Below are 26,234 nucleotides of genomic sequence, written 5' to 3' on the forward strand. Positions count from 1 at the left end.
GCATGACGCACCAGCCCTTGATCGTGGGCATCGGCGGCAGGGAGCCGAAGATCGACCCGGACGCCTTCGTGGCACCCACCGCCTCGGTGATCGGTGACGTCACGCTGAGCGCGGGGGCGAGCGTCTGGTACGGCGCGGTGGTGCGCGGTGACGTGGAGCGGATCGCCGTCGGCGCGGACGCCAACGTCCAGGACAACGTCACCCTGCACGCCGACCCCGGGTTCCCGCTGACGGTCGGGGAGCGCGTCTCCATCGGGCACAACGCCGTGGTGCACGGGGCGACCGTCGAGGACGACTGCCTGATCGGCATGGGCGCGACGGTGCTGAACGGCGCGGTGATCGGCGCGGGTTCCCTGGTGGCGGCACAGGCGCTGGTCCCGCAGGGGATGGTCGTGCCGCCGGGCTCGCTGGTGGCGGGGGTGCCCGCGAAGGTCCGCCGGGAGCTGTCGGAGGAGGAGCGTCAGGGCGTCACGCTCAACGGCACGCTGTACGCGGAGCTGGCGAAGACGCACCGGGCTGTGCACGAGTGAGGCACGGGGTCGTACGGGGGGTAGGGCGCGCCGGGGTCGGTGGTGCGCCAGGTCAGTGGCGCGTTGGGGTCAGTGGCGCGTCGGGGTCAGTCCCCCGCGCCCACCGGCTCCGCCTCCGGGGTCTGCTCGGCGGCGGTCTCGTTCCGCTTCGCCCGGCGCCTGACGATCAGGAGGGAGCCGATGCCGAGGGCGAGAGCCGCCGCGAGACCCACGTACGAGAAGCGCTTGAGCCAGTCCTCGGCGACGATGCCGACGTAGTGGACGACGGCGGTGGTGCCGCCCGCCCAGACGATGCCGCCGAGGACGTTGGCGATCAGGAACTTCCAGTAGGGCATCTGGAGCACGCCCGCGAGGGGTCCGGCGAAGATGCGCAGCAGGGCGATGAAGCGGCCGAAGAAGACGGCCCACATGCCCCACTTCTCGAAGGACCGCTCGGCGGTGGCCACATGGGCCTCGCTGAAGTGTTTCGGAAGTTTCTTCGCCAGCCATGCCAGCAGGGGGCGCCCGCCCTTGCGGCCGATCGCGTAGCCGATGGAGTCACCGATGACGGCACCTGCTGTGGCGCACGCGCCGAGCACGAACGGGTCGATGCCGGAGTGGCTTGAGGACATGAGCGCGGCCGAGACCAGGACGATCTCGCCGGGCAGCGGGATGCCCAGGCTCTCCAGACCGATCACCAGGGCCACCACGGCGTAGACGGCGAGCGGGGGCACCGAGTCGAGCCATTCCTGGACGTGCACCGCCGGTTCCTCCCAGTCGCTGACCCTGATCGCGGGGCCACGCCTGCTTCAGGGGCCCTGCGGGAAGGCTACCCGGTCGGTGGCAGCGGACGGTCTGCCTCCACCCGCTCGGGGGCGTGACCCGCCACTCGGGGGCGTGACGCGGACCACGGGGGCGTGATCCGGGTCATGGGGGCGCGGTGCGCGGCTCAGGGGCGCGGTGCGCGACTCGGGGGCGCGTGCCCGCCAGGACTCGCGCCCCCGAGATCACCCGGAGATCACCCCGAGACCCTCCCGCCCCGTCAGCCGTTCGGCCGCAGGGTCCAGACGACCGTCATCTCGCCGGAGACGGAGCCGTCCTCGCGCTCGATGGTGATGGCGACGGGGAACTCCGGCCGCTTGCCCGCGTCGAGGTCCGCGACGACCTCGGCCGCCGGGCGGCCCAGGGTGGCGGTGGCGGTGACCGCGCCGAGGGCGAGCTTCTTGTAGTCGATCTCGGCGCGCACCGCGAGCGGCACCGCGCGCGAGAGCTGCTCACCGAAGGCGGTCAGCACGATGGCGCCGCTCGCGGACTCCGCCAGCGTGAACATGGCACCGGCGTGCGGTCCGCCGAGGTGGTTGTGGTACTCGGCCTGGTCCGGCAGCCGGAGCACCGCGCGCTCGGGGGTGACCTCGATGAACTCCAGGTTCAGGGTCCGCACCATCGGCACCGCGGCGGCCAGCATGTCGCCCATGGAGGCGCTCTCAACTGTCATGTCCGTGATGTTACCGACGGGTAGCGACCCTGACCAGTCCGAATCATGTCCATGGCGCATTAGGGTTGCTGGCCATGTGGCCAGGAGAGCAGCCGCCAGGGGGCGCGCAGAACCCGCAGCAGAACCCGTACCAGCAGCCGGGTTACCAGCAGCCGAATCCGTACCAGCAGCCCGGCTACCAGCAGTACCCGCAGGGCAGCCCCTACGGGCAGCAGCCGCAGTGGGGTGGACCCCAGCCGCCGCAACCGCCCAAGGGCGGCGGGAACCGGACCAAGGTCGTCGCGATCGTCGCGGCCACCGCCGTGGTCGTCGCGGCGGCCGTGACCGGCTTTCTGGTCCTCGGCGGTTCCAGCAAGGACGAGGCCCACGACGGCAAGGACGGCCGGAAGACCGCGCAGCCGACCACGAAGGCGCCGTCCACGAGCGCGTCCACGCCGGACGACAACCCGCGCGGGGACGACAGCGCCGAGAAGCCGGTGATCGCGGGCTGGAAGGCGGTCGTCAACCCGAAGTTCGGCACCGCCTTCGACGTGCCGCAGGACTGGCAGCTCGAGTCGGTGGACACCTCCTACTTCATGGAGGACCGCGCCGACGACGACAAGCTGATCACCTCCGTGTCCGCCCCTGCCGTCTACAAGTCCAAGTGGTGCACCTCGGACAGCGACCGGGACGGCCACAGCGACGACACCTCGCTGGCGGTCGCGGGCACCCGGGGCGAGAACGGCGCGAAGACCACGGCCCAGGCGGCGGTCGCGCGCGTGCCCTGGTACGTCTACGGCGGCTACACCCAGCCCGACAAGAAGAGCATCACCTTCGACAAGAAGGCCAAGCACTACGTCACCAAGTCGGGTGTCGAGGGCGACTACGCGTGGGCGCGGTCGAGCAGGACCCCGCAGAAGGGCAAGTGCGCGAGCGACGGCCAGGCGATCTCGTTCGCGTTCAAGAACGCGGCGGACGACATCGTGTCGTTCGACCTCTACGGCGCCAAGGGCGTCAAGGGCGAGGTCGACACCGCGACGATCATGAAGATCCTCAGCTCGGTGCGGTTGCACGGGCAGCCGACGGGAGGCTGAGCGGGGCGCCCAGCGCGCGGACGGGCGGTGGGACTCCGGTGGCGGGTAACCCGCTTGGCAGGTGCGACGGCCAGGGGCGATAGTCACCGGGTGACCTCCCGACCGGACCCCGCCGCCGAGCCCGCCGACCACCCTGCCGTCGGGCACGCGGTATCGGGGTCCGGCTCGGGACCGTCCCGTACGGGTCGCAACTACCGGTTGCTGACCGGGGCCGCCGTCGTCACCGCGCTCGGCGCCAACGGCTCGTTCATCGCGGCCGCGTTCGCGGTGCTCGACGCGGGCGGCGACAGCTCGGACGTGGGTCTGGTCGCCGCCTCCCGCACCCTGCCGCTCGTGGTGTTCCTGCTGGTGGGCGGCGCCGTCGCGGACCGGATGCCCCGGCACCGGGTGATGGTCGCCGCCAACGCCCTCAACTTCCTCTCCCAGGGCGCGTTCGCGCTGCTCGTGCTGACCGGCGAGGCACGGTTGTGGCAGATGATGCTGCTCACCGCGCTCGGCGGCACCGGGCAGGCGTTCTTCAGCCCGGCCGCCGAGGGGATGCTGATGTCCTCGGTGGAGAGCGAGCACGCGGGGCGGGCGTTCGCCCTGTTCCGCATGGCCACCCAGGGCGCGGCGCTCGGCGGCGCGGCACTCGGCGGCGCGCTCGTCGCCGCGGTCGGTCCCGGTTGGGTGCTCGCGCTGGACGCGGCGGCCTTCGCGGTCGCCGGGTCGCTGCGCGCGTTCCTCGACGTGCGCCACGTCCCGGCGCGGGACGAGGGCGGCGGTCTGCTGTCCGATCTCCGGGAAGGCTGGCGGGAGTTCATCGGACGACCGTGGCTGTGGGGCGTGGTCGCCCAGTTCTCCCTCGCCAACGCGGTGGTCGGCGCGGCCGACGCCGTCTACGGACCGCTCGTCGCCCGCGACAGCCTGGGCGGCGCGGCTCCCTGGGGTCTGGCGCTCGGCGCCTTCGGCGCGGGCACGGTGGTGGGCGCCCTCCTGATGACCCGCTGGAAACCCCGCCGCCTGCTCTTCACCGGCACCCTCTGCGTCTTCCCCCTCGCCCTCCCCTCGGCCGCCCTGGCCGTCCCGGTCCCGGTGGAGGTCCTCTACGCCGTCATGTTCTTCGCCGGCGCCACGGTCGAGGTCTTCGGCGTCTCCTGGATGACCGCCCTCCACCAGGAGATCCCCGAGGACAAACTCTCCCGCGTCTCCGCCTACGACTGGTTCGGCTCGGTCGCCCTGATGCCCCTGGCCACCGCCCTGGCGGGCCCCGCCGAATCAGCCGTCGGCCTCACCACCGCCCTCTGGGGCAGCTCCGCCCTGGTCGTCCTCGTCACCGCCCTGGTCCTGCTGATCCCCGACGTCCGTACCCTGACCCGCCGCACGACCCCGGTGACGGCCGTCGACCGCCAGGCGGTCTGATTCAGAAACCCAGCCGTCCCGCCGCGTCCCGGATGGTGTCGGCCAGGACGTCAGGAGCGGCGAGGTGGGCGATGTGTCCCTGGCCGGCGAGCGTCACGATGCGCGCACGCGGCAGGACCGCCGCCAGGTCGGCCAGACGTTCGCGCAGGTGGGACGGGCTGAGATCGCCCTCGACCAGGGTCGTCGGTGTTTCGAGGGCAGCAAAGCGATCAATGCCGACGCCGAGCGCGTCGATCGCTTCGTTGTCCGCGATCTGCGCCGCCGCGGACGCGGACAACGCTGCTCGCACGTGCTGGTCGGCGAACACGGCGTCGACCACGGTCGCGGGCATGCGGACGATGTCCCGCATGTGGATCCGCATCGCCTCGACCGGGTCGCCTCCGTCGAGGGCGGCACGGGCGCGTGCTCCCGCCGTCCCGGCGATCAACTCCTTGGTCGGCAAAGGCGGTTCGTAGAGGAACAGTCCGCAGAACGCCGAGGGGGCGGACAAAACCGCTTCCAGTGCGGCAACGGCACCCGAGGAGTGCCCCGCGAGAAGCACAGGAGGCTCCAGGAGATCCGCGACAGCGAGAATGTCGGCTACCTCGGTGGTCATCGAGTGGGGCAGGGCGATGTCTGCCTCGGGAACGTAGATCCGTCGTCGGATCCTGACGACACGGAAGTCGTCGGTGAGGTGGCGGATGACACCGTCCCAGGTCGTCGCGTCTCCGCCGCCCGGATGGACCACCAGCAGGTTCGGCCCGGATCCCTCGTCGAGGGCGGTGACGGCGCGGCCGTCGTCGGACGATGCGAGAAGCTCGGTCATACGCACAAGCTTGTACCGGTCCGCCGACACCACACCGACAGACTGCCGACATCCCGTGCCGTCGGCCCAGCCGGGAACATCCACCGGCTGACCACCACGCGCCTCACCCGATGCCGAACGCCCCGTCCGGAGGTTCGGGTGAGGGTACGGCGTCGCCGTCCTCGACCGGGCGGGCGCCTGCGGTGAACTTCCGTAGCGCGGGACCGTGTTCGACGCGGGCGGGGAAGACGTCGGCAGCCGTACGGCGAGCCAGTGCGGTCAGGTCCAGGGGGCGGTGCGAGGCGAGGAGTACGGCGTTGCCGAAGCGCCGGCCGCGCAGGACGCCCGGTTCCGCGATGAGGGCCAGTTCCTCGAACAGGGCGCCGAAGGTGGCCAGTTGGGAGCGGAGGAAGGTGAAGGGCGTGCCGTCCGCGAGGTTGGCGAGATAGACGCCGCCGGGACGCAGCACCCGCTCCGCCTCGGCCGCGTAGCCGAGGGAGGTGAGGTGGGCGGGGACGCGGGAGCCGCCGAAGACGTCCGCGACCAGCACGTCCGCGCTGTCGTCCGGGGCGCTCTCCAGCCAGGTGCGGGCGTCGGCGGTGTGGACCGTGATGCCCGAGCCGGGCGGCAGCGGAAGGTGCTCGGCGACCAGTTCCGCCAGCCCCCGGTCGGCCTCCACCACGTGCTGCCGGGAGCCGGGCCGGGTCACGGAGACGTACCGGGGCAGGGTGAGCGCGCCGCCGCCGAGGTGCAGCACGTCCAGCGGACGGCCGTCCTCGGCGGCCACGTCCAGGGCGTGCCCGAGGCGTCGCGCGTACTCGAACTCCAGATGCGCGGGGTCGTCCAGGTCGACGTAGGACTGGGGCGCCCCGTCCACGGTGAGCAGCCAGGCCCGCTCCCGGTCCACGTCGGGCATCAGCTTGGCGGTGCCGTGGTCGACGGTCCTGGTCACGGGTATGGCTTCGGTCACGGGACCATTCTCCCCCGACCGAAGCCGTACCCGGGTGCGCGGGGACGGCGACCCGTCCCCCGCGCACAACGCGGTCACCCCGCGCTCACCGCACCGAGGTCACCGTCCCGGCGCCGACCGTCCGCCCGCCCTCGCGGACGGCGAAGCCGAGCCCCGGCTCCAGCGGGACCTCGCGCCCCAGCTCCACGGTCATCTCCACCGTGTCACCGGGCCGCGCGACCGCCGCCTCGCCGAGGTCGATGTCCCCCACCACGTCGGCGGTCCGGATGTAGAACTGCGGCCGGTAGCCGCTCGTGACCGGGGTCGTACGGCCGCCCTCGCGCGCCGAGAGGACGTACACCCGCGCCGTGAACCGCCGCCCGGGCGTCACGCTCCCCGGCGCCGCCACCACGTGCCCCCGCCGGACCGCGTCCCGGGGCACCCCGCGCAGCAGCAGCGCCACGTTGTCCCCCGCCTGCGCCTCGTCCATCGGCTTGCCGAAGGTCTCCAGACCGGTGACGACGCTCTCCACCTCCGCGCCGAGCACCTCCACCCGGTCCCCGACCCGCACGGTCCCGCGCTCGACGGCACCCGTGACGACGGTGCCGCGCCCGGTGATGGTGAGCACGTTCTCCACCGGCAGCAGGAACGGCGCGTCCAGATACCGCTCCGGCATCGGCACGTACGTGTCGACCGCGTCGAGCAGCGCCTCGACGGACGCCGTCCAACGGAGGTCGCCCTCCAGTGCCTTGAGTCCGGAGACCCGTACGACCGGTACGGCGTCGCCCGCGTAGCCCTGCGCGGTGAGCAGCTCGCGGACCTCCAGCTCGACCAGGTCGGTCAGCTCCTCGTCACCCGCGTCGGCCTTGTTGAGCGCGACCACGATGTGGTCGACGCCCACCTGCCGGGCGAGCAGCACGTGCTCGGCGGTCTGCGGCATGATCCCGTCGAGCGCGGAGACGACGAGGATCGCCCCGTCGAGCTGGGCGGCACCGGTGACCATGTTCTTGACGTAGTCCGCGTGGCCCGGCATGTCCACGTGGGCGTAGTGCCGGGTGTCGGTCTCGTACTCGACGTGCGCGATGTTGATGGTGATGCCGCGCGCGGCCTCCTCCGGGGCGCGGTCGATGCGGTCGAACGGCACGAAGGTGCCGGTGCCGCGCTCGGCCAGCACCTTGGTGATGGCGGCGGTCAGGGTGGTCTTGCCGTGGTCGACGTGGCCCATGGTGCCGATGTTGAGGTGCGGCTTGGTGCGCACGTATGCCGTCTTGGGCATGGGAAGTCCTCGTGGTGGTGATACGTGAGGCGCGGGAACGCGCCGGACCCCGGTGACTCTCCGACCCTCCCCCTGCGGGGTCCGCCGGACGATCCGGAGAGGGTCAGCTTCGGGCGCCGTCGACAGCGGCCACGAGGAACGGGACGGCAGCCTTCGGTGCATCCGCGACCGCGGATGCTGCGAGAAGGAAGGCGTACCGGAACATGACGCAGATCATTGCGGACGCGTCGCCCCACGTCGAACGGTTTTCCGCGGGCGGGGCGTACCCAACAGCCGCCGTCCGTACACCGATCACACACCCGCGTCGGTTAGGGTCACCGGATGCCCGCTGCCACCAACCGCTCTGGGGGCACCGCCATGGCCACTCCCCGGGCCACTGTCACCGAACCGGCGCTCGCCGTCTCCGAATCGGCACTCGTTGTGTCCCAACCGGCGCTCGCTCGCCGGGGATTCGCCGCGCGCTCAGTCGCCGTCCTGCTGTCCCCGTACGCGCGCCTGTCGTTGCTGCTGCTCCTGCTCGCGGGCGGTGCCGGATGCGTGCTGGCCTTCGCGCCCCAGCAACTGCTCACCCGGCAACTTCCGCCGGGCATCGGCGGCTTGGCGGCGGCCACGGTGTTCGCGGCGGGGTACGGCCTGTGCACGGTGGCGTTCGTACCGCGCCCCCTGCTGAACCTGGCCGCGGGCGCGCTGTTCGGCTCCCCGCTGGGGCTGACCTCGGCGCTCGCGGGGACGGTGTTCGGCGCGGGGCTCGCCTTCGTACTGGGCCGGGCGCTGGGGCAGGACGCGCTGCGCCCCCTGCTGCGGGGGCGCTGGCTGCGGGCGGCGGACGGGCAGTTGAGCCGGCACGGGTTCCGCTCGATGCTGGCGGCGCGGCTCTTCCCGGGCGTGCCGTTCTGGGCGGCGAACTACTGCGCCGCCGTCTCCCGGATGCGCCTCACGCCGTTCCTGCTGGCCACGGCGCTGGGCTCGGTCCCGAACACGGCGGCGTACGCCGTCGCGGGCGCCCGCGCCTCGGCGCCGACCTCGCCGGCCTTCCTGATCGCGATGGCGTGCATCGCCGTACCGGCGCTGGCGGGGACGTGGGTGGCGTGGCGCAAGAGGCATCATCTGAACGGCAGTTGACGCGGCGAGTCGCTCTACTTGATCCGCGACGGTCAGGCACCCCGGATAACCATCCCATGACCAACCCCCGATGATTACTTTGCCATCGGGGACCGCTACGCTGCCCCCGTCACATGATCACGCCTGCCTTTCCGAGCGCTTGGACGTCCTGCCGCCATGTCTTGGTTCGAATCCCTCGTCCTCGGACTCGTCCAGGGGCTCACCGAGTTCCTGCCCGTGTCCTCCAGCGCCCATCTGCGGCTGACCGCGGCGTTCTCGGGCTGGAAGGACCCCGGCGCGGCCTTCACGGCGATCACCCAGATCGGCACGGAGGCGGCGGTGCTGATCTACTTCCGCAAGGACATCGGGCGGATCGTGACGGCGTGGTTCCGCTCGCTGTTCGACAAGGCGGCGCGGGGTTCGCACGACGCGCGGATGGGCTGGCTGGTGATCGTCGGCTCGATCCCGATCGGTGTGCTCGGGGTGACGCTGAAGGACCAGATCGAGGGACCGTTCCGTGATCTGCGGGTCACGGCGACGATGCTGATCGTCGTCGGCGTCCTGATAGGCATCGCCGACCGGCTGGCCGCCCGCGACGAGTCCGGCGCCCGTCACCGCACCCCCAAGCAGCGCAAAACCCTCGAGAACCTGAGCGTCCGCGACGGCCTGATCTTCGGTCTCTGCCAGGCGTGCGCCCTCATCCCCGGCGTCTCCCGCTCCGGCGCCACCATCAGCGGCGGCCTCTTCATGGGCTACCGCCGCGAAGCCGCCGCCCGCTACTCCTTCCTCCTCGCCATCCCCGCGGTCCTCGCCTCCGGCGTCTTCGAGGTGAAGCACTCACTGGGCGAGAGCGGGGACGTGTCGTGGGGACCGACGCTGTTCGCCACGGTGATCGCGTTCGGGTCGGGATATGCGGTAATCGCATGGTTTATGAAATGGATCTCAAATAAGAGTTTCATGCCTTTTGTCTGGTACCGCATCGCCCTGGGCATCGTCATCATCGCGCTGGTGAGCATGGGCGTACTGAGCCCGCACGCGGCGGAGTCGGCGGGCTGACCTCTGGTGGGAAGCCCCCGGCGGTGCCGTCCTGCCCCACCGCATGATCATTGCCGTTGACCCCGCCCCCACCCCCCGTACACAATCTCCGGGCCCGCGACCCCCGTGGGCTCACGGGGAGGGGCACCCATGTGTGACACATGCGATCACCGCGAGACCATTTCGGCGCTCGCGGGGAATCCCGCGGCACCGGTCGAGGTTCTGACCAGGCTGCTGTCCGAGGATGCCAAGGACGCCTGGAGCAGGCTTGCTTGGCGTGAGTTGCCGGAGGAGCTGGTGGACGCCGTCGTCGCGCATCCCGACCGCAGACTGCGGGAGAGCTTCGCCGCGAGCCCCTCGATGACGCCGGAGCAACGCGCCCGGCTCGTGGACGACCCCGATCCCGGCGTCCGGCACGCCCTCGCCTCGGGACCCCACTGGTTCCGCGTCACCGAGGAACCGCTGCCCCTGTCCGCCCAGCGGCGACTGCTCGCCGATCCGGACCCGGAGATCCGCCGCAGCGCCGCCTTCAGCCGTCAGACCGCTCCGAGCCTGATCGCCGCGCTGGCCGACCACCCGGAGGCGGAGCTTCGCCAGGCAGCCTGCGGCCAGTGGGCGCTGCTCGGCGAGGACACCCGAAGCCGACTGCTCGACGACGCGGACGCGACCGTACGCCGGGCAGCCATGATGGAAGCCTGCCGCGAGGACGCGGACTGTACGGACCTGCTGCTCGCCGCCGGACTCAGCTATGTCCCCAGGTGCGAGGTGATCCGGTACGGCGCCATGAGCGCGGCGACCGCCGAACGGCTCGCGGCGAGCGCGGAGGTGGAGGACCGGCGGGCGTTGGCGGCGAACCTCGGCATTCCCGTCGACGTCGTCAGGACGCTGGCGACCGACGAAGCGCACAGCGTCCGGCTGGAGGTGTCGGTACGCCCCGAACTCACGGAGACCGAACGCGCCGCCATCGACGTCACCATCGAGCCGTCCGACCGGCTCCGCCCCGTCGCATGGGTGCTCCGGTGCACCGATCCCGAGATCCTGCGCCGGTGCGCCACGTCGTCCCACACCTGGCTGCGCCGCAGCGCCGCGTGCGCCAAGCACCTGCCCGCCGACGCCGTCGAGCTGCTCTCCGGGGACGACGACCACCCCGTGCTGCTCCTGCTGTGCGAGAACCAGCCGACCGTCGACGGCGAGACGGTGCTCCAGACCTACCTGGACTGCCAGGTCATCACCAAGGGCGCACTCCTGAACCACCCGAACTTCCCCCGCACGGGCAACGCCGCACGCTTCGCCGACGACCCCGACCCCGCCAGACGCCGCCTGGTGGGACTCGACCCCGAAGCCCCCGCCGACACCATGTCCCGCCTGCTCACCGACCCCGACAAGGGCGTGCGCTCCATGGCGTCCGCCCACCCCTCCCTCCCGGTGCACCTGATCCTCCAGAGCGTCCAGGACCCGGAGACCGCCCCCTACGCCCTCGGCAACCCGAGCCTCCCCGTGGACGCGATGCACCAGTACCTGGACGACCTGGGCATCCCCCGCTGAGGCGACGGACCGCCGTCAGAGCCGTCAAAACGGAGCACCCGGCGAGCAACCCCCGCCCCTGTCCTGGATCGCCCCCGCGTCGCACACTGGAAGCAGGCCCAAGGAGTGGGGAGACTCCGGATGAGCAGCGGTGTGCGGGATGCGGGGTGGTGGCTCGCGGGGCCCTGGCGGCGGTCCGGGGTTGCCGTGGTCGCGGGGGCGCTGCCCGTGCTGGCGTTTCCGGGGACCGCGTGGTGGTGGCTGGCGTACGGGGGGCTGGTGCCGTGGATCCTGCTGGCCAGGGTCGCGCCGAGTGCGCGCAGGGCGGCGTACGACGGATGGTGCGGCGGGTTCGGGTTTCTGCTCGCGGTGCACAACTGGCTGTTGCCGAGCCTGCATGTGTTCATCTTCCTGATCGCCGCGCTGCTCGGCGCGCTGTGGGCGCCGTGGGGATGGCTGGTGCGCAGGCTGCTGGGCGGGACGCCGTCGCCGGGGCGGTGCGCGGCGGCGATGGCCGTGCTGCCGTCGGCGTGGCTGGTGGTGGAGCTGGTCAGGTCCTGGCAGGGGCTCGGCGGTCCGTGGGGGATGCTCGGCGCGAGTCAGTGGGAGGTGGAGCCCGCGCTGCGGCTCGCGTCCGTGGGCGGGGTCTGGCTGCTGAGCTGGCTGGTGGTGGCGGTGAACGTGGCGGTCGCGGCGCTGATCGCGGTGCGCGCGGCCCGGCTGCCCGCCGCCGCCTCACTGCTGGCCACCGCCGCCGCGACCTCCGCCGCCTGGGCGTGGGCGCCGCGCCCCGCGACGGAGGACACGGCCAGGATCGCCGTCGTACAGCCCGGCGTCGTGGACGGTCCGCGCAGCGTGGACGACCGCTTCGACCGCGAGGAGCGGCTGACCCGGCGCCTGGCCGGGCAGGACGTGGACCTGGTGGTGTGGGGCGAGAGCAGCGTCGGGCACGATCTCGCCGCCCGCCCGGACCTCACCCGCCGACTGACCGCGCTGTCCCGGCTCACCGGCGCCGACGTGCTGGTGAACGTGGACGCCCGCCGCTCCGACCGCCCCGGCGTCTACAAAAGTTCGGTCCTGATCGGCCCGGACGGTCTCACCGGCGAGCGGTACGACAAGATGCGGCTGGTCCCCTTCGGGGAGTACATACCGGCCCGTTCCCTGCTCGGCTGGGCCACCTCGGTGGGCAAGGCGGCGGGCGAGGACCGGCACCGGGGCACCGAGCAGGTCGTGATGGACGCCGGGCACGGGCTGCGGATCGGCCCGCTGGTGTGCTTCGAGACCGCGTTCCCGGACATGAGCCGCCACCTCGCGGACGACGGCGCGGGCGTGTTGCTCGGCCAGTCCTCCACCTCCACCTTCCAGGGAAGCTGGGCGCCCGAGCAGCACGCCTCGCTGGCCGCCCTGCGCGCCGCCGAGACCGGCCGCCCGATGGTGCACGCCACGCTGACCGGCGTGAGCGCCGTCTACGGCCCGGACGGGCAGCGCGTCGGACCCTGGCTCGGCACGCGCGCGGACACCGCCCGCGTCTACGACGTCCCGCTCGCCCACGGCGTCACCCCGTACGTCCGCCACGGCGACTGGGCGGTGCGCGGCGCGCTCCTGGTGCTGGCCTCGCTGGGCGCGGTGGAGGGCGTACGGGCGCTCAGACCGCGCCGGACGGGTCCTGAACCGCTCGTACGACCCGCTCGCACAGCTCGTGGGTGGCCAGCGCGTCCCGGGCGCTGAGCAATTCGCCCGCGCGGACGGCGTCGAGGAAGGTCAGCACCGCCTGCTCGATGCCGCGCTGCCGGGACACCGGCACCCAGTCGCCGCGCCGCCGCAGGGTCGGCTGGCCCTTGTGGTCGATGACCTCGGCGAGGTTGACGACCTGGCGCTTGGTGTCCTGCCCGGAGACCTCCAGGATCTCCTCGGCGGAGCCGCTGAGCCGGTTCATGACGCCGAGCGCGGTGAAGCCGTCCCCGGCGAGCTGGAGCACGACGTGGTGCAGCAGCCCGTCCACAAAGCGGGAGCGCACGGTGACGTCGTCGACCGGACCCGGCACCAGGAAGCGCAGGGTGTCGATGACGTGGATGAAGTCGTCCAGGACCATCGAGCGGGGTTCCTCGGGCAGCCCGACCCGGTTCTTCTGGAGAATGATCAGCTCGCGCGGGTGCTCCAGGCACTGCGCGTACGCGGGGGCGTAGCGGCGGTTGAAGCCGACGAACAGCGGGACGCCCCGCTCCTCCGCGAGCGCCACCAGCCTTTCGGCGTCGGCGAGTTCGTAGGCGAGCGGCTTGTCCACGTAGGTGGGGACGCCCGCGTCGAGGAGCCGGGTGACGATCTCGGGGTGGACGGCGGTGGGCGCGTGCACGAAGGCGGCGTCGAGACCCGCGTCCAGGAGGGAGTCGAGGCTCTCGTGCCGCCGCTCCCCGGGCAGGTGCAGCGAGTCCGCAACCGCCGTCAGGGTGGCGGGGGTGCGGGTCTGGAGGTGGAGGTCGACCCCGGGCAGTGTGCCGAGCACGGGCAGGTACGCCTTCCGCGCGATGTCCCCGAGTCCGATGCAGCCGACCTTCACATGCTCTCCTAGTGGCGGTACTCCGTGTGTTCCTCTGCGGAAGGATACGGCGGTCGCCAGCTCGCGACGGCGTCGAAGCCGCGCAGCAGCAGAGCCGGGACGGCCTTGGAGGCGGCGGCGATCAGGTTGTCGCGCAGGACGCAGACGACACGCCCGTCGGCCAGGTTCAGCCGCGCCGCCTGGACGGACCGGCGGGCGATGCCGGTGGTGCGCGGGAGCCGGTCGGCGGTGTAGGCGGCCAGGTCGGGGGCGCGGTGGGCGAGGACCACGGCGTCCTCGATGGCCTGGTTGGCACCCTGGCCGAGCATGGGCGGCATGGCGTGCGCGGCATCGCCGAGGAGCGCGGTGCGACCGAGGTGGTACGCGGGCAGGGGGCGCGCGAGGTGGTACACGTCGTGCCGGAGCACGTCCTCGGGGCGGGCGGCGGCGAGCACGTCGGGGACCGGGTGATGCCAGGTGCCGAACTGCCGTCGCAGTTCGCCGAGTTCGTCGTCCGGGGCGTGCTGTCCGGGCGGGGCGGCGGTGGCGGCGTAGGCATAGACCCGGCCGTCCTTGAGCGGGTGCGTGCCCCAGAGGCGTCCCCTGCCCCAGGTCTCGTGGGAGGCGAACTCCGCGCCGGGCAACGGGATCAGCAGGCGCCAGGTGGTGAAGCCGGTGTACTCGGCACCGGGGTGTGCGGGGAACAGGGCGTGCCGGACACGGGAGTTGACGCCGTCGGCGCCGACGACCAGCTCGGCTTCCCACTCCTCCTCGCCCACGGCCACTCGGGCGGGCGTCTTGCCGTCCCCGGGGTCAACCAGGTGCGCGGGGGCGGCTGTTCGGACGGCGCCGGACGGCAGCAGCGCGGCCAGGCGGTCGACCAGCGTCGCGCGCGGCAGCAGGACCAGCGGACCGCCGAAGCGGGCGGCCATCGCCTCCGCGTCGGACCGGGACAGCCAGCGACCGCTCGGCGCGCGCAGCCCGCCGTCGCCCTGCCAGGCGGCCAGGTCGCGGATCTCGTCCCCGACGCCGAGCACGTCGAGGGCGCGCAGCCCGTTGGGCGCGAGCGAGAGGGCGGCGCCGACCGGCTCCAGCGAGGGGGCGCGCTCCAGGACGGTGACCTCCCAGCCGCGCCGGTGCAGGGCGGCAGCGGCGGCGAGCCCACCGATTCCGCCGCCGACGACCACTGCGCGCGTGCGTTCCGCCATGACTCCTCCGGTTCACCACACCTGCGACTACACCTGTAGTGCACGATCGACCTTACTACATCCGTAGTAGCGCGTCCGTAGGAGCACGGTGGGGCGCGGGTAGGGTCGACGCCATGCCCGTGAGCACCCCGAACCGCGCCGCCCTGGTCGCCGACACCGCCATCGCCCTGCTCGCCGAGCGCGGGATGCGCGGGCTGACCCACCGGGCCGTGGACGAGGCGGCCGGGCTGCCGCAGGGCTCGACCTCGAACGTGGCGCGCACCCGGCAGGCACTCCTGGAACTCGCCGTACGACGGCACGCCGAGCGCGAGGCGGGGGTGCTGGCGGAGGGCGAGACGCCGGACCCCTCCGGCGGGGCGGAGTCCCTGGCCGACGGTCTCGCACTGGCGGTCCACCGCCTGCTCACCGAGGGCCGGACCCTGCTGGTCGCCCGCTACGAACTCGCCCTGGAAGCCACCCGGCGCCCCGAGCTGCGCGCCTTCTACGACGCGACGGGCGCCGTGTTCAAGGACCAACTGGCCGCACTGCTCACCGCCGCGGGCTCACCCGACCCGACCCGGCACGTACTGTCGCTGCTGGCCTGGATGGACGGTCTGATGTTCGCGTGCACGGCGGGTTCGTTCAGCCGTGAGGTGCCGGGGCTTGAGGAAGTCCGGGCGGATCTGCGGGAGTTGCTGGCGGGGATGCTGCGCGGCTGAGATCCGGGTGAGGACCGCGGAAATTGCCTGTCGCCGTCGTGGCCCGGCTGCGAGGATGCCGATCATGACTGCCGCAAGCCAGGTCCCCGCCGAGACCCCCGCTCCCGACGACCGTCCCTCCCCCGCCCTGGACGCCGGTGAACGCGCCATGCTGGAGGGCTGGCTCGACTACCACCGCCGCACCCTCGCCTGGAAGTGCGAGGACCTGACCGACGAACAGCTCCGCACCGCTTCCGTGCCGCCGTCCGACCTGTCGCTGATGGGCCTGGTACGGCACATGACCGACGTCGAGCGCGCCTGGTTCCGCAAGGTGCTGGCCGCCGACGACCAGGGGTGGATCTACTGGACCGACGAGGACCCGGACGGCGACCTCCACCTCACCGAGGCGGACACCTGGAAGGACGCGTACGCCGTCTGGCAGACCGAGATCGAGACCGCCCGGACCAACGCCGCCCGCTTCGAGCTGGACGACCTCTCGATCGGCAGGCGCCGCCCCCACGACGAGCGGCGCTACAGCCTCCGCTGGATCTACACCCACATGATCGAGGAGTACGCCCGCCACAACGGCCACGCCGACCTGCTGCGCGAACGGATCGACGGCCGCACCGGCGAGTGAGCGTCAGCCTCGGTACGCCCGCGTCCTCCCTGCGGGCGACGGGATCACTCCTGCGAGTGGACCACCCGTGCGTAGCTGGTGCCAAGGCGGCGGCGCGGCCAGCAGAGTTGCCCGAGTGCACCGACCGACGACCACCGCAGCGCTCTGGGTCACCGTGGCCGTCTCGGCCCTCACCGGCTGCGTGACCGTACATGCCCCGGCCCCCGTCGCCCCCCGCCCGGCGACGGGCACGGCGACCCCCCGCCCGGTACAGGCGCCCGCCCGCGAAGCCCTGGCCCGCATGGGCCCACCCCCGGACGACGCGAAGCACCCGACCACCTCCCCCCGACCGTCCCCTCCCCCACCGGCACCCCCCACCACACACCCCACCCCCACCGCCCCCCGCAACCCCCTCCGCCCGACCCCCGCCCCCCGCTCCCGCCCCACCCTCAAAGCCCCGGACATCTGCGCACTCGGCCGCAAGTACGGCGGCTGGCGCAGGGACAGCCCGGCATCGGTGATCTGCGGGAGGGCGTACAGGCGCTGAGGGGGCGGGGGCGGGTGCCGCTCGCGCGATACCGGGCGTGGGTCGGGCGCCCCGGCTGGGCAGCGGTGTCCCCCGACGGGTCGCCCGAGGGGCATCGCCCCACCGGCACGAGCCGCTTGCTCCACCGGGCGTGAGACCCGCCGCCCCACCGGGCAGGCGGCACGCCCGCCTCAACCAAGCCTGGGACAAGCCGTCGCTGCGACGGAGTCGCCTCACCTCGCCGGGGCGGGCTCTCCCTCGACCGGCCGGGGTCGCCCGGTGGGCCGGCGCCCCGCTCGTCCACCCCGCCCGGTCGCGTCCCCTACCCCACCGGCCGCTGTCGCGGTGGCCCGTACCCCTCCCCGTCCCCCAGCCGCAGCTCCAGGCGCGTGATCGCCGCGCGGACTCCCGCGCCGTAGCCGTCGTCCGCCAGGGAGTCGGCGGCGTGGCGGGCTCGGTGGAGGTGGGTGCGGGCGGCGTCGGAGTGGCCGAGTTTGAGGTAGTCGGCGGCGAGGTTGAGGTGGAGGGAGGGGTAGAAGCCGCGGACGGGTGAGGGATCGGTCAGTTCCTGGGCGGCCGACAGCGCCCGGAGGTCCCAGGCGAGTTCGACGTCGGGGTCGTCCTGGGTGTCGGCGAGGTAGTGGGCGAGGGTGCAGCGGTGGAGCGGGTCGCCGGTCTCGGCCGTCTCGGCCCACAGCTCCAGGAGCCGCCGCTGAGCCTCCTCGCGGTCGCCGCCGTGGTGCAGCATCACGACCTGCCCGATCCGGGTGAGCAGGGCATCCGGCGCCGTCTGCTCCTGCCGCTCCGCCACCGCGCCCTCCGAGCCGTCACCGCCGGACCGCTGTCCGGCCCGCCTGCCCCGACGCTAGCCGCAGCCGGTGGAGATGCCGGGCAGGCGGCCCCGTACACCGGGGTGACACACCCGAACCGGCACCCCCGCGAGCCCCCTACAGGCGTCCTCAGACCGCCAGGTTCCGAATCCGCCAGTCGATCGCCTCGTGCCCCTGCTGCTCGATCGCCTCGTTGATCTGGGTGAACGGACGGGAGCCGAAGAACCGCTTCGCCGACAGCGGCGAGGGGTGCGCGCCCTTGACCACGACATGGCGGGTCTCGTCGATCAGGGGAAGCTTCTTCTGCGCGTAGTTGCCCCACAGCACGAAGACCGCCGGGTCGGGACGGGCGTCGACGGCGCGGATCACCGCGTCGGTGAACTTCTCCCAGCCCTTGCCCTTGTGCGAGTTGGCCTCGCCCGCGCGCACGGTCAGCACCGCGTTCAGCAGCAGGACGCCCTGCTCGGCCCAGGGCATCAGATAGCCGTTGTCCGGGACCGGCAGGTCCAGCTCCTCGCGCATCTCCTTGTAGATGTTCCGCAGCGAGGGCGGCGTCTTCACACCGGGACGCACCGAGAAGCACAGCCCGTGCCCCTGGCCCTCGCCGTGGTACGGGTCCTGGCCGAGGACGAGGACCTTGACCTTGTCGTACGGCGTCGCCGCGAGCGCCGCGAAGACCTCCTCGCGCGGGGGGTAGACAGGGCCCTTCGCCCGCTCCTCCTCGACGAACTCGGTCAGCTCCTTGAAGTAGGGCTTCTCCAGTTCGTCGCCCAGAACCCCGCGCCAGGACTCGGGCAGCATGGCGATGTCGGTCACGTCAACGTCCTCACGATGTGCGGTCACTTCCAGCACTCAGAACCTACAGGCGACCGCTGACAACGGGCACGCGAGGATGCCGTACACCCCCGCTCACCAGCTCGTCTTCCGGTACAGCTCCCACATCGTCATGATCGTCGAGGGGTCGAGCGCCCGCTCCCCGCCGGAGATGTCCCCGCTCGCCGCGACGTACTGCCGCCCCTGCCACAGCGGCAGCAGCCGCGCGTCGTCCGCCAGCTCCTGCTGCGCCTCCGCCATGTCCTTGACCACCTCGGCGCGGTCGCGCATCGCGCGCGAGCGGGGCAGCAGTACCGAGGTGATCCTCTTGGCCGGATAGGGCGTGCCCAGCGCGTTGTTCTCGCCGACGAACGGCGTGATGAAGTTGTCCGGGTCGGGGAAGTCCGGGAACCAGCCGCGCCCGAACACCGGGTACTCCCCCTTCTGGTACCCGGCCACATAGCTCTTCCAGGGCCGCGCCTCCAGGGTGATCGTGAACAGCCCCGAGGCGTCGAGCTGCCGCTTCAGCTCCTGGAACATCAGCGCCGTCTCGGAGCCGTAGCGGTCGCTGGTGTACCAGAGCGTGAGCGGGACGCGCCGCTTGATGCCCGCGCCGGTGAGGGTCTTGCGGGCCTTGGCGGTGCTCGGGTCGCCGAAGGTGTCGAAGAACGGCGTGGTGTGCCCGACCAGCCCCTTGGGGACCATGGAGTACAGCGGGTCCACGGTGTCCTTGTAGACCCGGTGCGCGATGGCCCCGCGGTCGACGACCTGCGCGACGGCCCGGCGTACGGCGTCCTGCCGCGCCCAGGGGTCCTTGGGGTTGAAGACCAGGTAGCTGATGTCGATCCCGGCGCCGTCGATCAACTGGAGGTCGGTGCTGTCCTGCTTCTCCAGGGCGACGATGTCACCGGCGGCGAGCCCCCGGTAGGTGACGTCGATCCGCTTGTCGCGCAGCGCCTGGACCATGGAGCGGGAGTCCTGGAAGTAGCGGATGGTCACCGCGTCGTTGAGCCGCTTGGCATAGCCGTCGTAGTGGTCGTTGCGCACGAGGACGGCCTGCTTGCCCTCGTCGTAGGACTGGAGGCGGTAGGGACCGGAGCCGTGGACGTCGCCCTTGTCGCGCAGGGAGTGGGCGGGGTAGTCGCGCGGGTCCACGATCGACATCGCGGGGGTGGCCAGCACGAACGGGAAGGTGGCGTCGGCCTTCTTGAGGTGGAAGACCACGTCGCGGTCGCCGGAGGTCTCCACCCGGTCCAGGCTGCCGAGCAGACCGGCGGGGCCGCCCGGGGCGTTGATGAGACGGATGCGGTTGATGGACGCCTGCACGGCCTGGGCGTCGAGCGGGTGGCCGTCGGAGAACTTCATGCCCGGGCGCAGCCTGCAATGGTAGGTACGGCCCGTCGAGTCGGAGAAGCCGCAGCTCTGGGCGGCGTCGGGCTGGGGGGTGGTGGCGCCGGTGGGGTAGGCGAGGAGGGTCTGGTAGACGTTGCGGAACAGTTCCCAGGAGCCGTCCCAGGAGCCTGCCGGGTCCAGGGTGCTGGGGGCGCTGGTGGTGCCGACGACGATCGGTCCGTCGTCGGTCCGGGCGCTGCCGGGGAGCAGGGCGCAGCCGGACACCAGGCTGATGGACGCGGCCGCCGCGACTCTTCGAAGGAATCGGTTCCGCTTGAACACGCGCACGCTCCTCGATCCGCCGTACCAAGGTCGGCAGACCATACCGCAGCATTTGGCCTCCTGAACCTCCCCTGAAACAGCCGTTGTTGACGGATCGGACGGTGACAACGTCGTCATGGCGAAAGCCGGTCGCCGCACAGCGCTCCGGGCGCCGTTCCGCTGGGGAACGGCGCCCGGAAGAGACGGCCGGTCAGGGGCGCGTGGCCCCCGGGAGAGGTCAGCCCACCCCGGCGTTGAGGAAGATGCCGCCGTCCACGACGAGCGTCTGGCCGGTGATCCAGTCGGACTGCTCGGAGGTGAGGAAGGCGGTGGCGCCGCCGATGTCGGAGGGCACGCCGAGCCGGCCGAGCGGGTAGGAGGCGGCGGCCTCCGCCTCGCGGCCCTCGTAGAGCGCCTCGGCGAACTTGGTCTTCACCACGGCCGGGGCGATCGCGTTGACCCGCACCTTGGGCGCGAACTCGTGCGCGAGCTGCTGGGTCAGGTTGATCATGGCGGCCTTGCTGACGCCGTAGGCGCCGATGAACGGCGAGGGCGCGAGACCCGCGACGGAGGCGATGTTGACGATCGCGCCGCCGTGCTCGCGCTGCCAGGCGTGCCAGGTCTTCTGGGCGAAGCCGAGCGCCGAGATGACGTTGGTCTCGAACACCTTGCGGGCGACGTTCAGATCGACGTCCGCGATGGGGCCGAAGACCGGGTTGGTGCCCGCGTTGTTCACCAGGAAGTCGACGCGGCCGAAGGCTTCCATGGTGCGCTCGATCACCGTGCTCTGGTGGTCGAGGTCGTGCGCCTTGCCCGCGACGCCGATGACGCGTTCGGCGCCGAGTCGCTCGACGGCTTCCTTCAGCGCCTCCTCGTTACGGCCGGTGATGCACACGCGGTCGCCGCGCGCTATCAGCGCCTCCGCGACGCCGTAGCCGATGCCCCGGCTCGCGCCCGTGACGAGCGCGACCTTGCCGGAGAGCTCCGGGAGTTCAGTCATGTCCTTGGTCCTCAGATTCCCGAGTGGCTGGGTTGCTCAGTTTTCCCGGGCGGCTAGTCGAGCGGTCCGCCGGCGACGTAGAGCACCTGGCCGGAGACGAACCCGGCCGCCTCGCCGGTGAAGAAGGCGATGGCGTTGGCGATGTCCTCGGGCTCGCCCACGCGCTGGACCGGGATCTGGGTGGCGGCGGCCTTCTTGAAGTCGTCGAAGCCCATGCCGACGCGCTCGGCGGTGGCCTTGGTCATCTCGGTGGCGATGAAGCCGGGGGCGACGGCGTTGGCGGTGATGCCGAACTTGCCCAGCTCGATGGCGAGGGTCTTGGTGAAGCCCTGCAGACCCGCCTTGGCGGCCGAGTAGTTGGCCTGACCGCGGTTGCCCAGCGCGGAGGACGAGGAGAGGTTGACGATCCGGCCGAAGCCCGCGTCGACCATGTGCTTCTGGACGGCCTTGGTCATGAGGAAGGAGCCGCGCAGGTGCACGTTGAGCACGGTGTCCCAGTCGGACGCGCTCATCTTGAACAGCAGGTTGTCGCGCAGCACACCGGCGTTGTTGACGAGGATCGTGGGCGCGCCCAGCTCCTCGGCGACCCGGGCGATGGCGGCCTCGGTCTGCGCCTCGTCGGAGACGTCCGCGCCGACCGCGATGGCCTTGCCGCCCGCCGAGGTGATCTTCTCGACGGTGTCCTTGCAGGCGGCCTCGTCCAGGTCGATCACCGCGACGGCGTGACCCTCGGCGGCCAGACGTACGGCGGTGGCGGCGCCGATCCCTCGTGCCGCGCCGGTGACTACCGCGACCCGCTGTTCCGTGGTGGACATTGCTGCTTCTCCTCGCCCTTGAGAGAACCCGAGTGGCCCTTGACAGGACCCGAGTGCGGTGAGCGACCGCTTAGTACCTTCCGCACCCGTGACGCTAGAAGCCCTGGCACCCGGTGTCAACGGGACACCGGGTGGTGTGATCCATTACCTGACCAGGAGGTCGAGCAGCCGTTCGGTCTCGGCCACCGGATCGGCGGTGAGCCCGGTGTGCACAGGTCCCGGCTGTACGACGGCGGAGCGGGGCGCGATCAGCCAGCGAAAACGCCGCCCGGCGTCGTCGCCCGCCGCCTGACCGGCGCCTTCGCCGCCCGCGCAGATCCGTTCCACGGCGCCGAGCGCGGCCCTGATCCCGGCCACGTCGGCGCCGGGGTCGAGGGCGAGGAGGCGTGCCTCGTCCAGATGGGTGCGGGCGCCGACGTAGTCGTGGGCGCGGCAGTAGACGAGGACCCCGGCGTTGATCCGCTCACCGCGCTCGACGCGGGGGACGACACGGAGCAGGGCGTACTCGTAGACAGCGCGGTCGCCGCCCTGACCCGTCCGGGTGATGTGGCGCTCGACCACATGTCCGGCCATGTGAATGTGGTGGTCGCTCACTTGCTCTCCTGGAGGCCGTCGATGCGCTCGTGGACGGACGCCGCCCGCGCGAGGAGGGGCCGGGCGTAGGCGCGGCGCAGGTCGTCCGGGGTGTCGAAGCCGGGTTCGCCGGTCAGCCACGCGTCCGGGATCTCGGCGGTGACCTCGGCGAGCAGGTCCTCGGTGACCATCGGGGCCAGCTCGGCGGCAGCGGCGACGACGTCCGGGGCGAAGCGGGCGAGGGCGTGGTCGGTGGCGTTGTACGGGCGCGCGGCCGAGGCGTCGGCGGAGGGCCAGTTGTGGTGCCAGATCATGGTGGCGCCGTGGTCGATGAGCCACAACTGCCCTTGCTGCACCAGGAGGTTGGGGTTGCGCCAGGAGCGGTCCACGTTGTTGATCAGCGCGTCGAACCAGACGATCCGGCCCGCCTCCTCGGGCGTCACCGGGAAGGCGAGCGGGTCGAAGCCGAGGGCGCCGGAGCGGAAGTCCATGCCGAGGTTGGCGCCCCCGCTGGAGCGCAGCAGGTCCTGCACCTGCCGTTCGGGTTCGCCGAGTCCGAGGACGGGGTCGAGTTGGACGGTCACCAGCTCGGGCACCCGGAAACCGAGGCGGCGGGCGAGTTCCCCGCAGACGACCTCGGCGACGAGGGTCTTGCGGCCCTGCCCGGCGCCGGTGAACTTCAGGACGTACAGCCCGAGATCGTCGGCTTCGACGAGCCCCGGCAGCGAGCCGCCCTCACGCAGGGGCGTGACGAACCGGGTGGCGGTGACTTCGGTCAACATTTGCCCAGGTTATCTCGCGTGCGGCGCCCTTCCGGGGGCTCCCGTTTCCGCCGCTCCTGCGAGGATCGGCACATGACGGACTCTCCGCTGCGGATCAACGCCCTCATCGTCGACGCCACGGATCCCGAGCGGCTCGCCGCGTTCTGGTCCGCCCTCCTCGGCAGGGCGGTCGTGAGCCGGACGGGCCCGTACGTGTGGCTCCGGCGCGAGGACGGCCTGGGCATCGGGTTCCAGCGGACGGCGGCGCCCAAGTCGGGCAAGAACCGTATGCACTTCGACGTCACCGCCGCCGACCCGGCCGCCGAGCAGCGGCGCGTCGAGGCGCTGGGCGGGCGTCGGCTGACCGAGTACGACGACGGCGGGTTCCTGGTGATGGCGGACCCGGAGGGCAACGAGTTCTGCGTCATCCCCGAGGGCTCCGTCGAGCTGGACGACGACGGCCGCGCCCACTACCTCGGCTGACCCCTCTCCACGCGACCCCTCCCGCGCCTACGATCGGCCGGACACCGTCCCCGCACGTCCGGACCGGCCCTACGACCGTCAGGAGAACCGTGGAGACCTCGCCCGCAGGAGCCCCGCACCGCCCGGACCCCGCCGGAGGCGCCCCGCACCGCCTCGATCCCGCCGGAGGCTGCCCGCACGCCGACAACGCCCGGCTGCTCGCCCTCGGCGCGGTGGCGCCCGTCGAACTGCCGGGCGGGGTCGAGGGGATGGCGGTCCTCGGGCACGAGGCGCTGAGGGAGTTCCTCCAGCATCCCGAAGTCGCCAAGGACGTACGGCACTTCGCGGCGTTGCGGGAGGGGCGGATCGAGCCGGGCTGGCCGCTGCTGACCTTCGCCACCGTGCGCGGGATGACCACGGCGGACGGCGAGGACCACCGGCGGCTGCGCTCCCTGGTCGCCCGGGTGTTCACTCCCCGCCGGGTCGAAGCACTGCGCCCGCGCGTCGTGGAGCTGACCGACGCCCTCCTCGACGACCTGGCGGCGGCAGCGGAGGCGGGTGCGGGCGTCGCCGATCTGCGCAGGCACTTCGCGCTGCCGCTGCCCATGAGCGTGATCGGTGAACTCCTCGGTGTGGAAGCGGAGTTCCGCGACCGGCTGCACAAGCTGAGCAACGCGGTGACGGGAACCGACATCGAGCCGGAGGCGGTGCTCGCCGCGAACCGCGAACTCGTGGGCGTGCTCGGTGAGATCGCCGCCGCCAAGACCGTACGCCCCGGCGACGACCTGACCAGCGCCCTCATCGCCGCCCGCGACGAGGGCGGCGACCGGCTCGGCCAGGAGGAACTGATCGGCACCCTGGTGCTGTTGATCGTCGCCGGGCACGAGACCACCCTGAACCTGATCACCAACGCGGTGCGCGCCCTGTGCGGTCACCGCGACCAACTCGCCCTGGTGCGCGCGGGCGAGGCGAGCTGGTCCGACGTGGTGGAGGAAACCCTGCGCTGGGACGCGCCGGTGAGCTACTTCCCGTTCCGCTACCCGGTACGGGATCTCGTGGTCGACGGCACCGTGATCCCGGCGGGCACCCCGGTCCTCGCGGGCTACTCCGCCGCCGGACGCGACCGGGCGGCGCACGGTCCGGACGCCGACCGCTTCGACGTCACGCGCCCGTCGCGCTCCGACGCCGTACGACACCTCTCCCTCGGCTACGGCGCGCACTTCTGTCTCGGCGCTCCGCTCGCGCGGCTCGAAGCGACCACCGCGCTCGAGCGCCTGTTCACCCGCTTCCCGGACCTCGAACTCGCCGTTGAGGAAGCCGACTTGCCCCGCCTCCCCAGTTTCGTCGGCAACACCGTGCACGTGCTTCCGGTCCGACCCGCCCCGAACGGGCGATCTGAGCGGGCGACTTGAGCGGGCGACCCAAGGCTGACTGACCCTCCACCGAGCCTTACGCCCTCCTCATTCCCGAGCGGTGAGGATCGGGGCACGTGACTGAACGGGCGGTGCCACCGGACCGTACCCCTGGACAGATCACGTACGACCACCCCGGCGGAAGGGAACACCCCATGACCAGCGCATCGTCCCAGCCCGTAGCGAACCCCGCCCGGCGTACGGTGATGGCGGCGGCCGGAGCGGCCGGGCTCACCGTGGCGCTGGCGGCCTGCGGCTCGGACGGCGGTTCGGACGGCGGTTCGGACACCGTCGGCAGCGGCGCCGCCGGTTCCGCGCTCGGCAAGACCTCGGACATCCCGGAGGGCGGCGGCAAGATCTTCAAGGACGAGGGCGTGGTGGTGACCCAGCCCTCCGCCGGGACGTACAAGGCGTTCTCCGCCAAGTGCACCCACCAGGGATGTGCGGTGGGCAGCGTGAGCGACGGGGTGATCGTGTGCCCGTGCCACAACAGCCACTTCTCGGCGGAGGACGGCAGTGTGAAACAGGGGCCCGCGACACAGGGGCTGCCCGCGAAGAAGATCAAAGTGTCCGGCGACTCGATCGAGCTGGCCTGATCACGCTCCCCCGGGCCGTGTTCCTTTTTCCGGCGCCCTGCCGGAGGATCGGCGGCACGGGGGTGTTCTCTTGGACAACTGGGGAGAAGAGGGGGCCGTATGACCGTCACCGAGCAGCGTCGGGGCCGGAAGATCATGATGACTCCGGGCGAGCTGGACGCGTTCCTGACCGTCCAGCGCACCTGCCGGGTCGCGACCGTCGCGGCGGACGGCACCCCGCACGTGAGCGCGCTGTGGTTCGTGTGGGACGGCACCTCGCTGTGGCTCTACTCCGTGGTGCGCAGCAGGCGTTGGTCCCAGCTCAGCCGTGACCACCGGGTCGCGGTGGTGGTGGACGCGGGTGAGGAGTACGACCAACTGCGCGGGGCGGAGCTGTCCGGGCGGGTGGAGTTCGTGGGCGAGGTGCCGCGCACGGGCGAACTGTGTGCCGAACTCGACGCGGTGGAGACGCTGTTCGCGCGCAAGAACTTCGGTCTGGACGAGATGCCGCACGACGGGCGGCACGCCTGGGCCCGGCTCACCCCGGAGAAGATCGTCTCCTGGGACTTCCGGAAGCTGGGCAGGGCGTAGAAGCAGGTGCGCAAGTCCCGTACGGAAAACGGGACTTGC

27 protein-coding genes are annotated in these 26,234 nt (G+C 72.1%); 13 read left to right on the top strand and 14 right to left on the bottom strand.

All coding sequences use genetic code 11. From position 1 onward, the window contains the following. Positions 1 to 2 precede the first annotated feature (2 nt). Complete coding sequence (locus IF655_RS05115) at positions 3 to 530, top strand: gamma carbonic anhydrase family protein (protein ID WP_199582287.1); 528 nt, start codon at positions 3 to 5, stop codon at positions 528 to 530. Positions 531 to 616: 86 nt separating this feature from the next. Here IF655_RS05115 and IF655_RS05120 read toward each other — a convergent pair whose 3' ends face one another. Beyond that, positions 617 to 1,270: a DedA family protein gene (locus IF655_RS05120; RefSeq protein WP_199582288.1), complete on the bottom strand. Its 654-nt coding sequence runs from the start codon at positions 1,268 to 1,270 to the stop codon at positions 617 to 619. Positions 1,271 to 1,551: 281 nt separating this feature from the next. Then, positions 1,552 to 2,004, bottom strand: a complete 453-nt coding sequence (locus IF655_RS05125) for a DUF4442 domain-containing protein (protein ID WP_199582289.1) — start codon at positions 2,002 to 2,004, stop codon at positions 1,552 to 1,554. A 74-nt stretch (positions 2,005 to 2,078) separates the two neighbouring features. Here IF655_RS05125 and IF655_RS05130 point away from each other — a divergent pair, with 74 nt between their 5' ends. Continuing rightward, positions 2,079 to 3,077, top strand: a complete 999-nt coding sequence (locus tag IF655_RS05130) for a hypothetical protein (protein ID WP_199582290.1) — start codon at positions 2,079 to 2,081, stop codon at positions 3,075 to 3,077. Positions 3,078 to 3,275: 198 nt separating this feature from the next. Beyond that, the gene (locus IF655_RS05135; RefSeq protein ID WP_242488565.1) at positions 3,276 to 4,478 is read left to right on the top strand and encodes an MFS transporter; all 1,203 of its coding nucleotides are present in this window, start codon (positions 3,276 to 3,278) and stop codon (positions 4,476 to 4,478) included. Between the two features lies 1 nt (position 4,479). On the opposite strand, the gene IF655_RS05140 is transcribed toward IF655_RS05135, so the two are convergent. From IF655_RS05140 to tuf, 3 genes are all read right to left on the bottom strand, one after another. After that, a complete protein-coding gene (locus IF655_RS05140; RefSeq protein WP_199582292.1) occupies positions 4,480 to 5,283 on the bottom strand; it encodes an alpha/beta fold hydrolase in 804 nt (267 codons plus the stop codon). A gap of 103 nt (positions 5,284 to 5,386) precedes the next feature. Further along, positions 5,387 to 6,232 carry a spermidine synthase gene (locus IF655_RS05145; protein WP_199582293.1) on the bottom strand — a complete coding sequence of 282 codons (846 nt, stop codon included), beginning with the start codon at positions 6,230 to 6,232 and terminating at the stop codon, positions 5,387 to 5,389. 85 nt (positions 6,233 to 6,317) lie between these two features. After that, a complete protein-coding gene (gene tuf, locus IF655_RS05150) occupies positions 6,318 to 7,487 on the bottom strand; it encodes an elongation factor Tu (protein WP_199582294.1) in 1,170 nt (389 codons plus the stop codon). A gap of 321 nt (positions 7,488 to 7,808) precedes the next feature. Between tuf and IF655_RS05155 the strand changes: the two genes are divergently transcribed. The 4 genes from IF655_RS05155 to lnt all read left to right on the top strand — a co-directional run bounded on the left by IF655_RS05155 (position 7,809) and on the right by lnt (position 12,875). Next, positions 7,809 to 8,609 (top strand): TVP38/TMEM64 family protein, encoded by an 801-nt coding sequence (locus IF655_RS05155; protein WP_199582295.1) that lies wholly within the window; start codon positions 7,809 to 7,811, stop codon positions 8,607 to 8,609. Between the two features lie 156 nt (positions 8,610 to 8,765). Then, complete coding sequence (locus IF655_RS05160; protein ID WP_199582296.1) at positions 8,766 to 9,644, top strand: undecaprenyl-diphosphate phosphatase; 879 nt, start codon at positions 8,766 to 8,768, stop codon at positions 9,642 to 9,644. A 129-nt stretch (positions 9,645 to 9,773) separates the two neighbouring features. Further along, on the top strand, positions 9,774 to 11,168 hold the full coding sequence (locus IF655_RS05165) for a HEAT repeat domain-containing protein (protein ID WP_206775408.1): 1,395 nt from the start codon (positions 9,774 to 9,776) through the stop codon (positions 11,166 to 11,168). Between the two features lie 120 nt (positions 11,169 to 11,288). Next, positions 11,289 to 12,875, top strand: coding sequence for an apolipoprotein N-acyltransferase (gene lnt / locus IF655_RS05170; RefSeq protein ID WP_206775409.1), 1,587 nt, complete (start codon positions 11,289 to 11,291; stop codon positions 12,873 to 12,875). Here lnt and IF655_RS05175 read toward each other — a convergent pair. After that, the gene (locus tag IF655_RS05175; RefSeq protein ID WP_199582297.1) at positions 12,793 to 13,704 is read right to left on the bottom strand and encodes a Gfo/Idh/MocA family protein; all 912 of its coding nucleotides are present in this window, start codon (positions 13,702 to 13,704) and stop codon (positions 12,793 to 12,795) included. The genes lnt and IF655_RS05175 overlap by 83 nt on opposite strands. Before the next feature lie 8 nt (positions 13,705 to 13,712). After that, a complete protein-coding gene (locus tag IF655_RS05180) occupies positions 13,713 to 14,891 on the bottom strand; it encodes an FAD-dependent monooxygenase (RefSeq protein ID WP_199582298.1) in 1,179 nt (392 codons plus the stop codon). A 113-nt stretch (positions 14,892 to 15,004) separates the two neighbouring features. Here IF655_RS05180 and IF655_RS05185 point away from each other — a divergent pair, with 113 nt between their 5' ends. Beyond that, a complete protein-coding gene (locus IF655_RS05185; RefSeq protein ID WP_199582299.1) occupies positions 15,005 to 15,589 on the top strand; it encodes a TetR/AcrR family transcriptional regulator in 585 nt (194 codons plus the stop codon). 55 nt (positions 15,590 to 15,644) lie between these two features. Beyond that, the gene (locus IF655_RS05190; protein ID WP_374100166.1) at positions 15,645 to 16,205 is read left to right on the top strand and encodes a DinB family protein; all 561 of its coding nucleotides are present in this window, start codon (positions 15,645 to 15,647) and stop codon (positions 16,203 to 16,205) included. An 827-nt stretch (positions 16,206 to 17,032) separates the two neighbouring features. On the opposite strand, the gene IF655_RS05195 is transcribed toward IF655_RS05190, so the two are convergent. From IF655_RS05195 to IF655_RS05225, 7 genes are all read right to left on the bottom strand, one after another. Next, a complete protein-coding gene (locus tag IF655_RS05195) occupies positions 17,033 to 17,521 on the bottom strand; it encodes a hypothetical protein (protein ID WP_199582300.1) in 489 nt (162 codons plus the stop codon). 148 nt (positions 17,522 to 17,669) lie between these two features. Further along, positions 17,670 to 18,356 carry a uracil-DNA glycosylase gene (locus IF655_RS05200; RefSeq protein ID WP_199582301.1) on the bottom strand — a complete coding sequence of 229 codons (687 nt, stop codon included), beginning with the start codon at positions 18,354 to 18,356 and terminating at the stop codon, positions 17,670 to 17,672. Between the two features lie 93 nt (positions 18,357 to 18,449). Beyond that, a complete protein-coding gene (locus tag IF655_RS05205; RefSeq protein WP_199582302.1) occupies positions 18,450 to 20,027 on the bottom strand; it encodes an ABC transporter substrate-binding protein in 1,578 nt (525 codons plus the stop codon). A gap of 217 nt (positions 20,028 to 20,244) precedes the next feature. Further along, positions 20,245 to 21,006, bottom strand: coding sequence for an SDR family oxidoreductase (locus tag IF655_RS05210; protein WP_199582303.1), 762 nt, complete (start codon positions 21,004 to 21,006; stop codon positions 20,245 to 20,247). Between the two features lie 53 nt (positions 21,007 to 21,059). Continuing rightward, the gene (gene fabG, locus IF655_RS05215) at positions 21,060 to 21,821 is read right to left on the bottom strand and encodes a 3-oxoacyl-ACP reductase FabG (protein WP_199582304.1); all 762 of its coding nucleotides are present in this window, start codon (positions 21,819 to 21,821) and stop codon (positions 21,060 to 21,062) included. Positions 21,822 to 21,965: 144 nt separating this feature from the next. Then, positions 21,966 to 22,415, bottom strand: coding sequence for a DUF3037 domain-containing protein (locus IF655_RS05220; RefSeq protein WP_199582305.1), 450 nt, complete (start codon positions 22,413 to 22,415; stop codon positions 21,966 to 21,968). Then, positions 22,412 to 23,176, bottom strand: a complete 765-nt coding sequence (locus IF655_RS05225) for a HipA family kinase (RefSeq protein WP_199582306.1) — start codon at positions 23,174 to 23,176, stop codon at positions 22,412 to 22,414. Before IF655_RS05225 ends, IF655_RS05220 begins: the two co-directional genes overlap by 4 nt. A gap of 72 nt (positions 23,177 to 23,248) precedes the next feature. Between IF655_RS05225 and IF655_RS05230 the strand changes: the two genes are divergently transcribed. From IF655_RS05230 to IF655_RS05245, 4 genes are all read left to right on the top strand, one after another. Continuing rightward, positions 23,249 to 23,638, top strand: a complete 390-nt coding sequence (locus IF655_RS05230) for a VOC family protein (protein ID WP_199582307.1) — start codon at positions 23,249 to 23,251, stop codon at positions 23,636 to 23,638. An 89-nt stretch (positions 23,639 to 23,727) separates the two neighbouring features. Continuing rightward, complete coding sequence (locus IF655_RS05235) at positions 23,728 to 25,029, top strand: cytochrome P450 (protein WP_199582308.1); 1,302 nt, start codon at positions 23,728 to 23,730, stop codon at positions 25,027 to 25,029. A gap of 155 nt (positions 25,030 to 25,184) precedes the next feature. Beyond that, complete coding sequence (locus IF655_RS05240; RefSeq protein ID WP_199582309.1) at positions 25,185 to 25,625, top strand: Rieske (2Fe-2S) protein; 441 nt, start codon at positions 25,185 to 25,187, stop codon at positions 25,623 to 25,625. Positions 25,626 to 25,724: 99 nt separating this feature from the next. Next, positions 25,725 to 26,195, top strand: a complete 471-nt coding sequence (locus tag IF655_RS05245; protein WP_199582310.1) for a pyridoxamine 5'-phosphate oxidase family protein — start codon at positions 25,725 to 25,727, stop codon at positions 26,193 to 26,195. Positions 26,196 to 26,234: the final 39 nt, after the last annotated feature.

The sequence above is a fragment of the Streptomyces sp. DSM 110735 genome (assembly GCF_016482685.1).
In the GTDB taxonomy this organism is placed as follows: domain Bacteria; phylum Actinomycetota; class Actinomycetes; order Streptomycetales; family Streptomycetaceae; genus Streptomyces.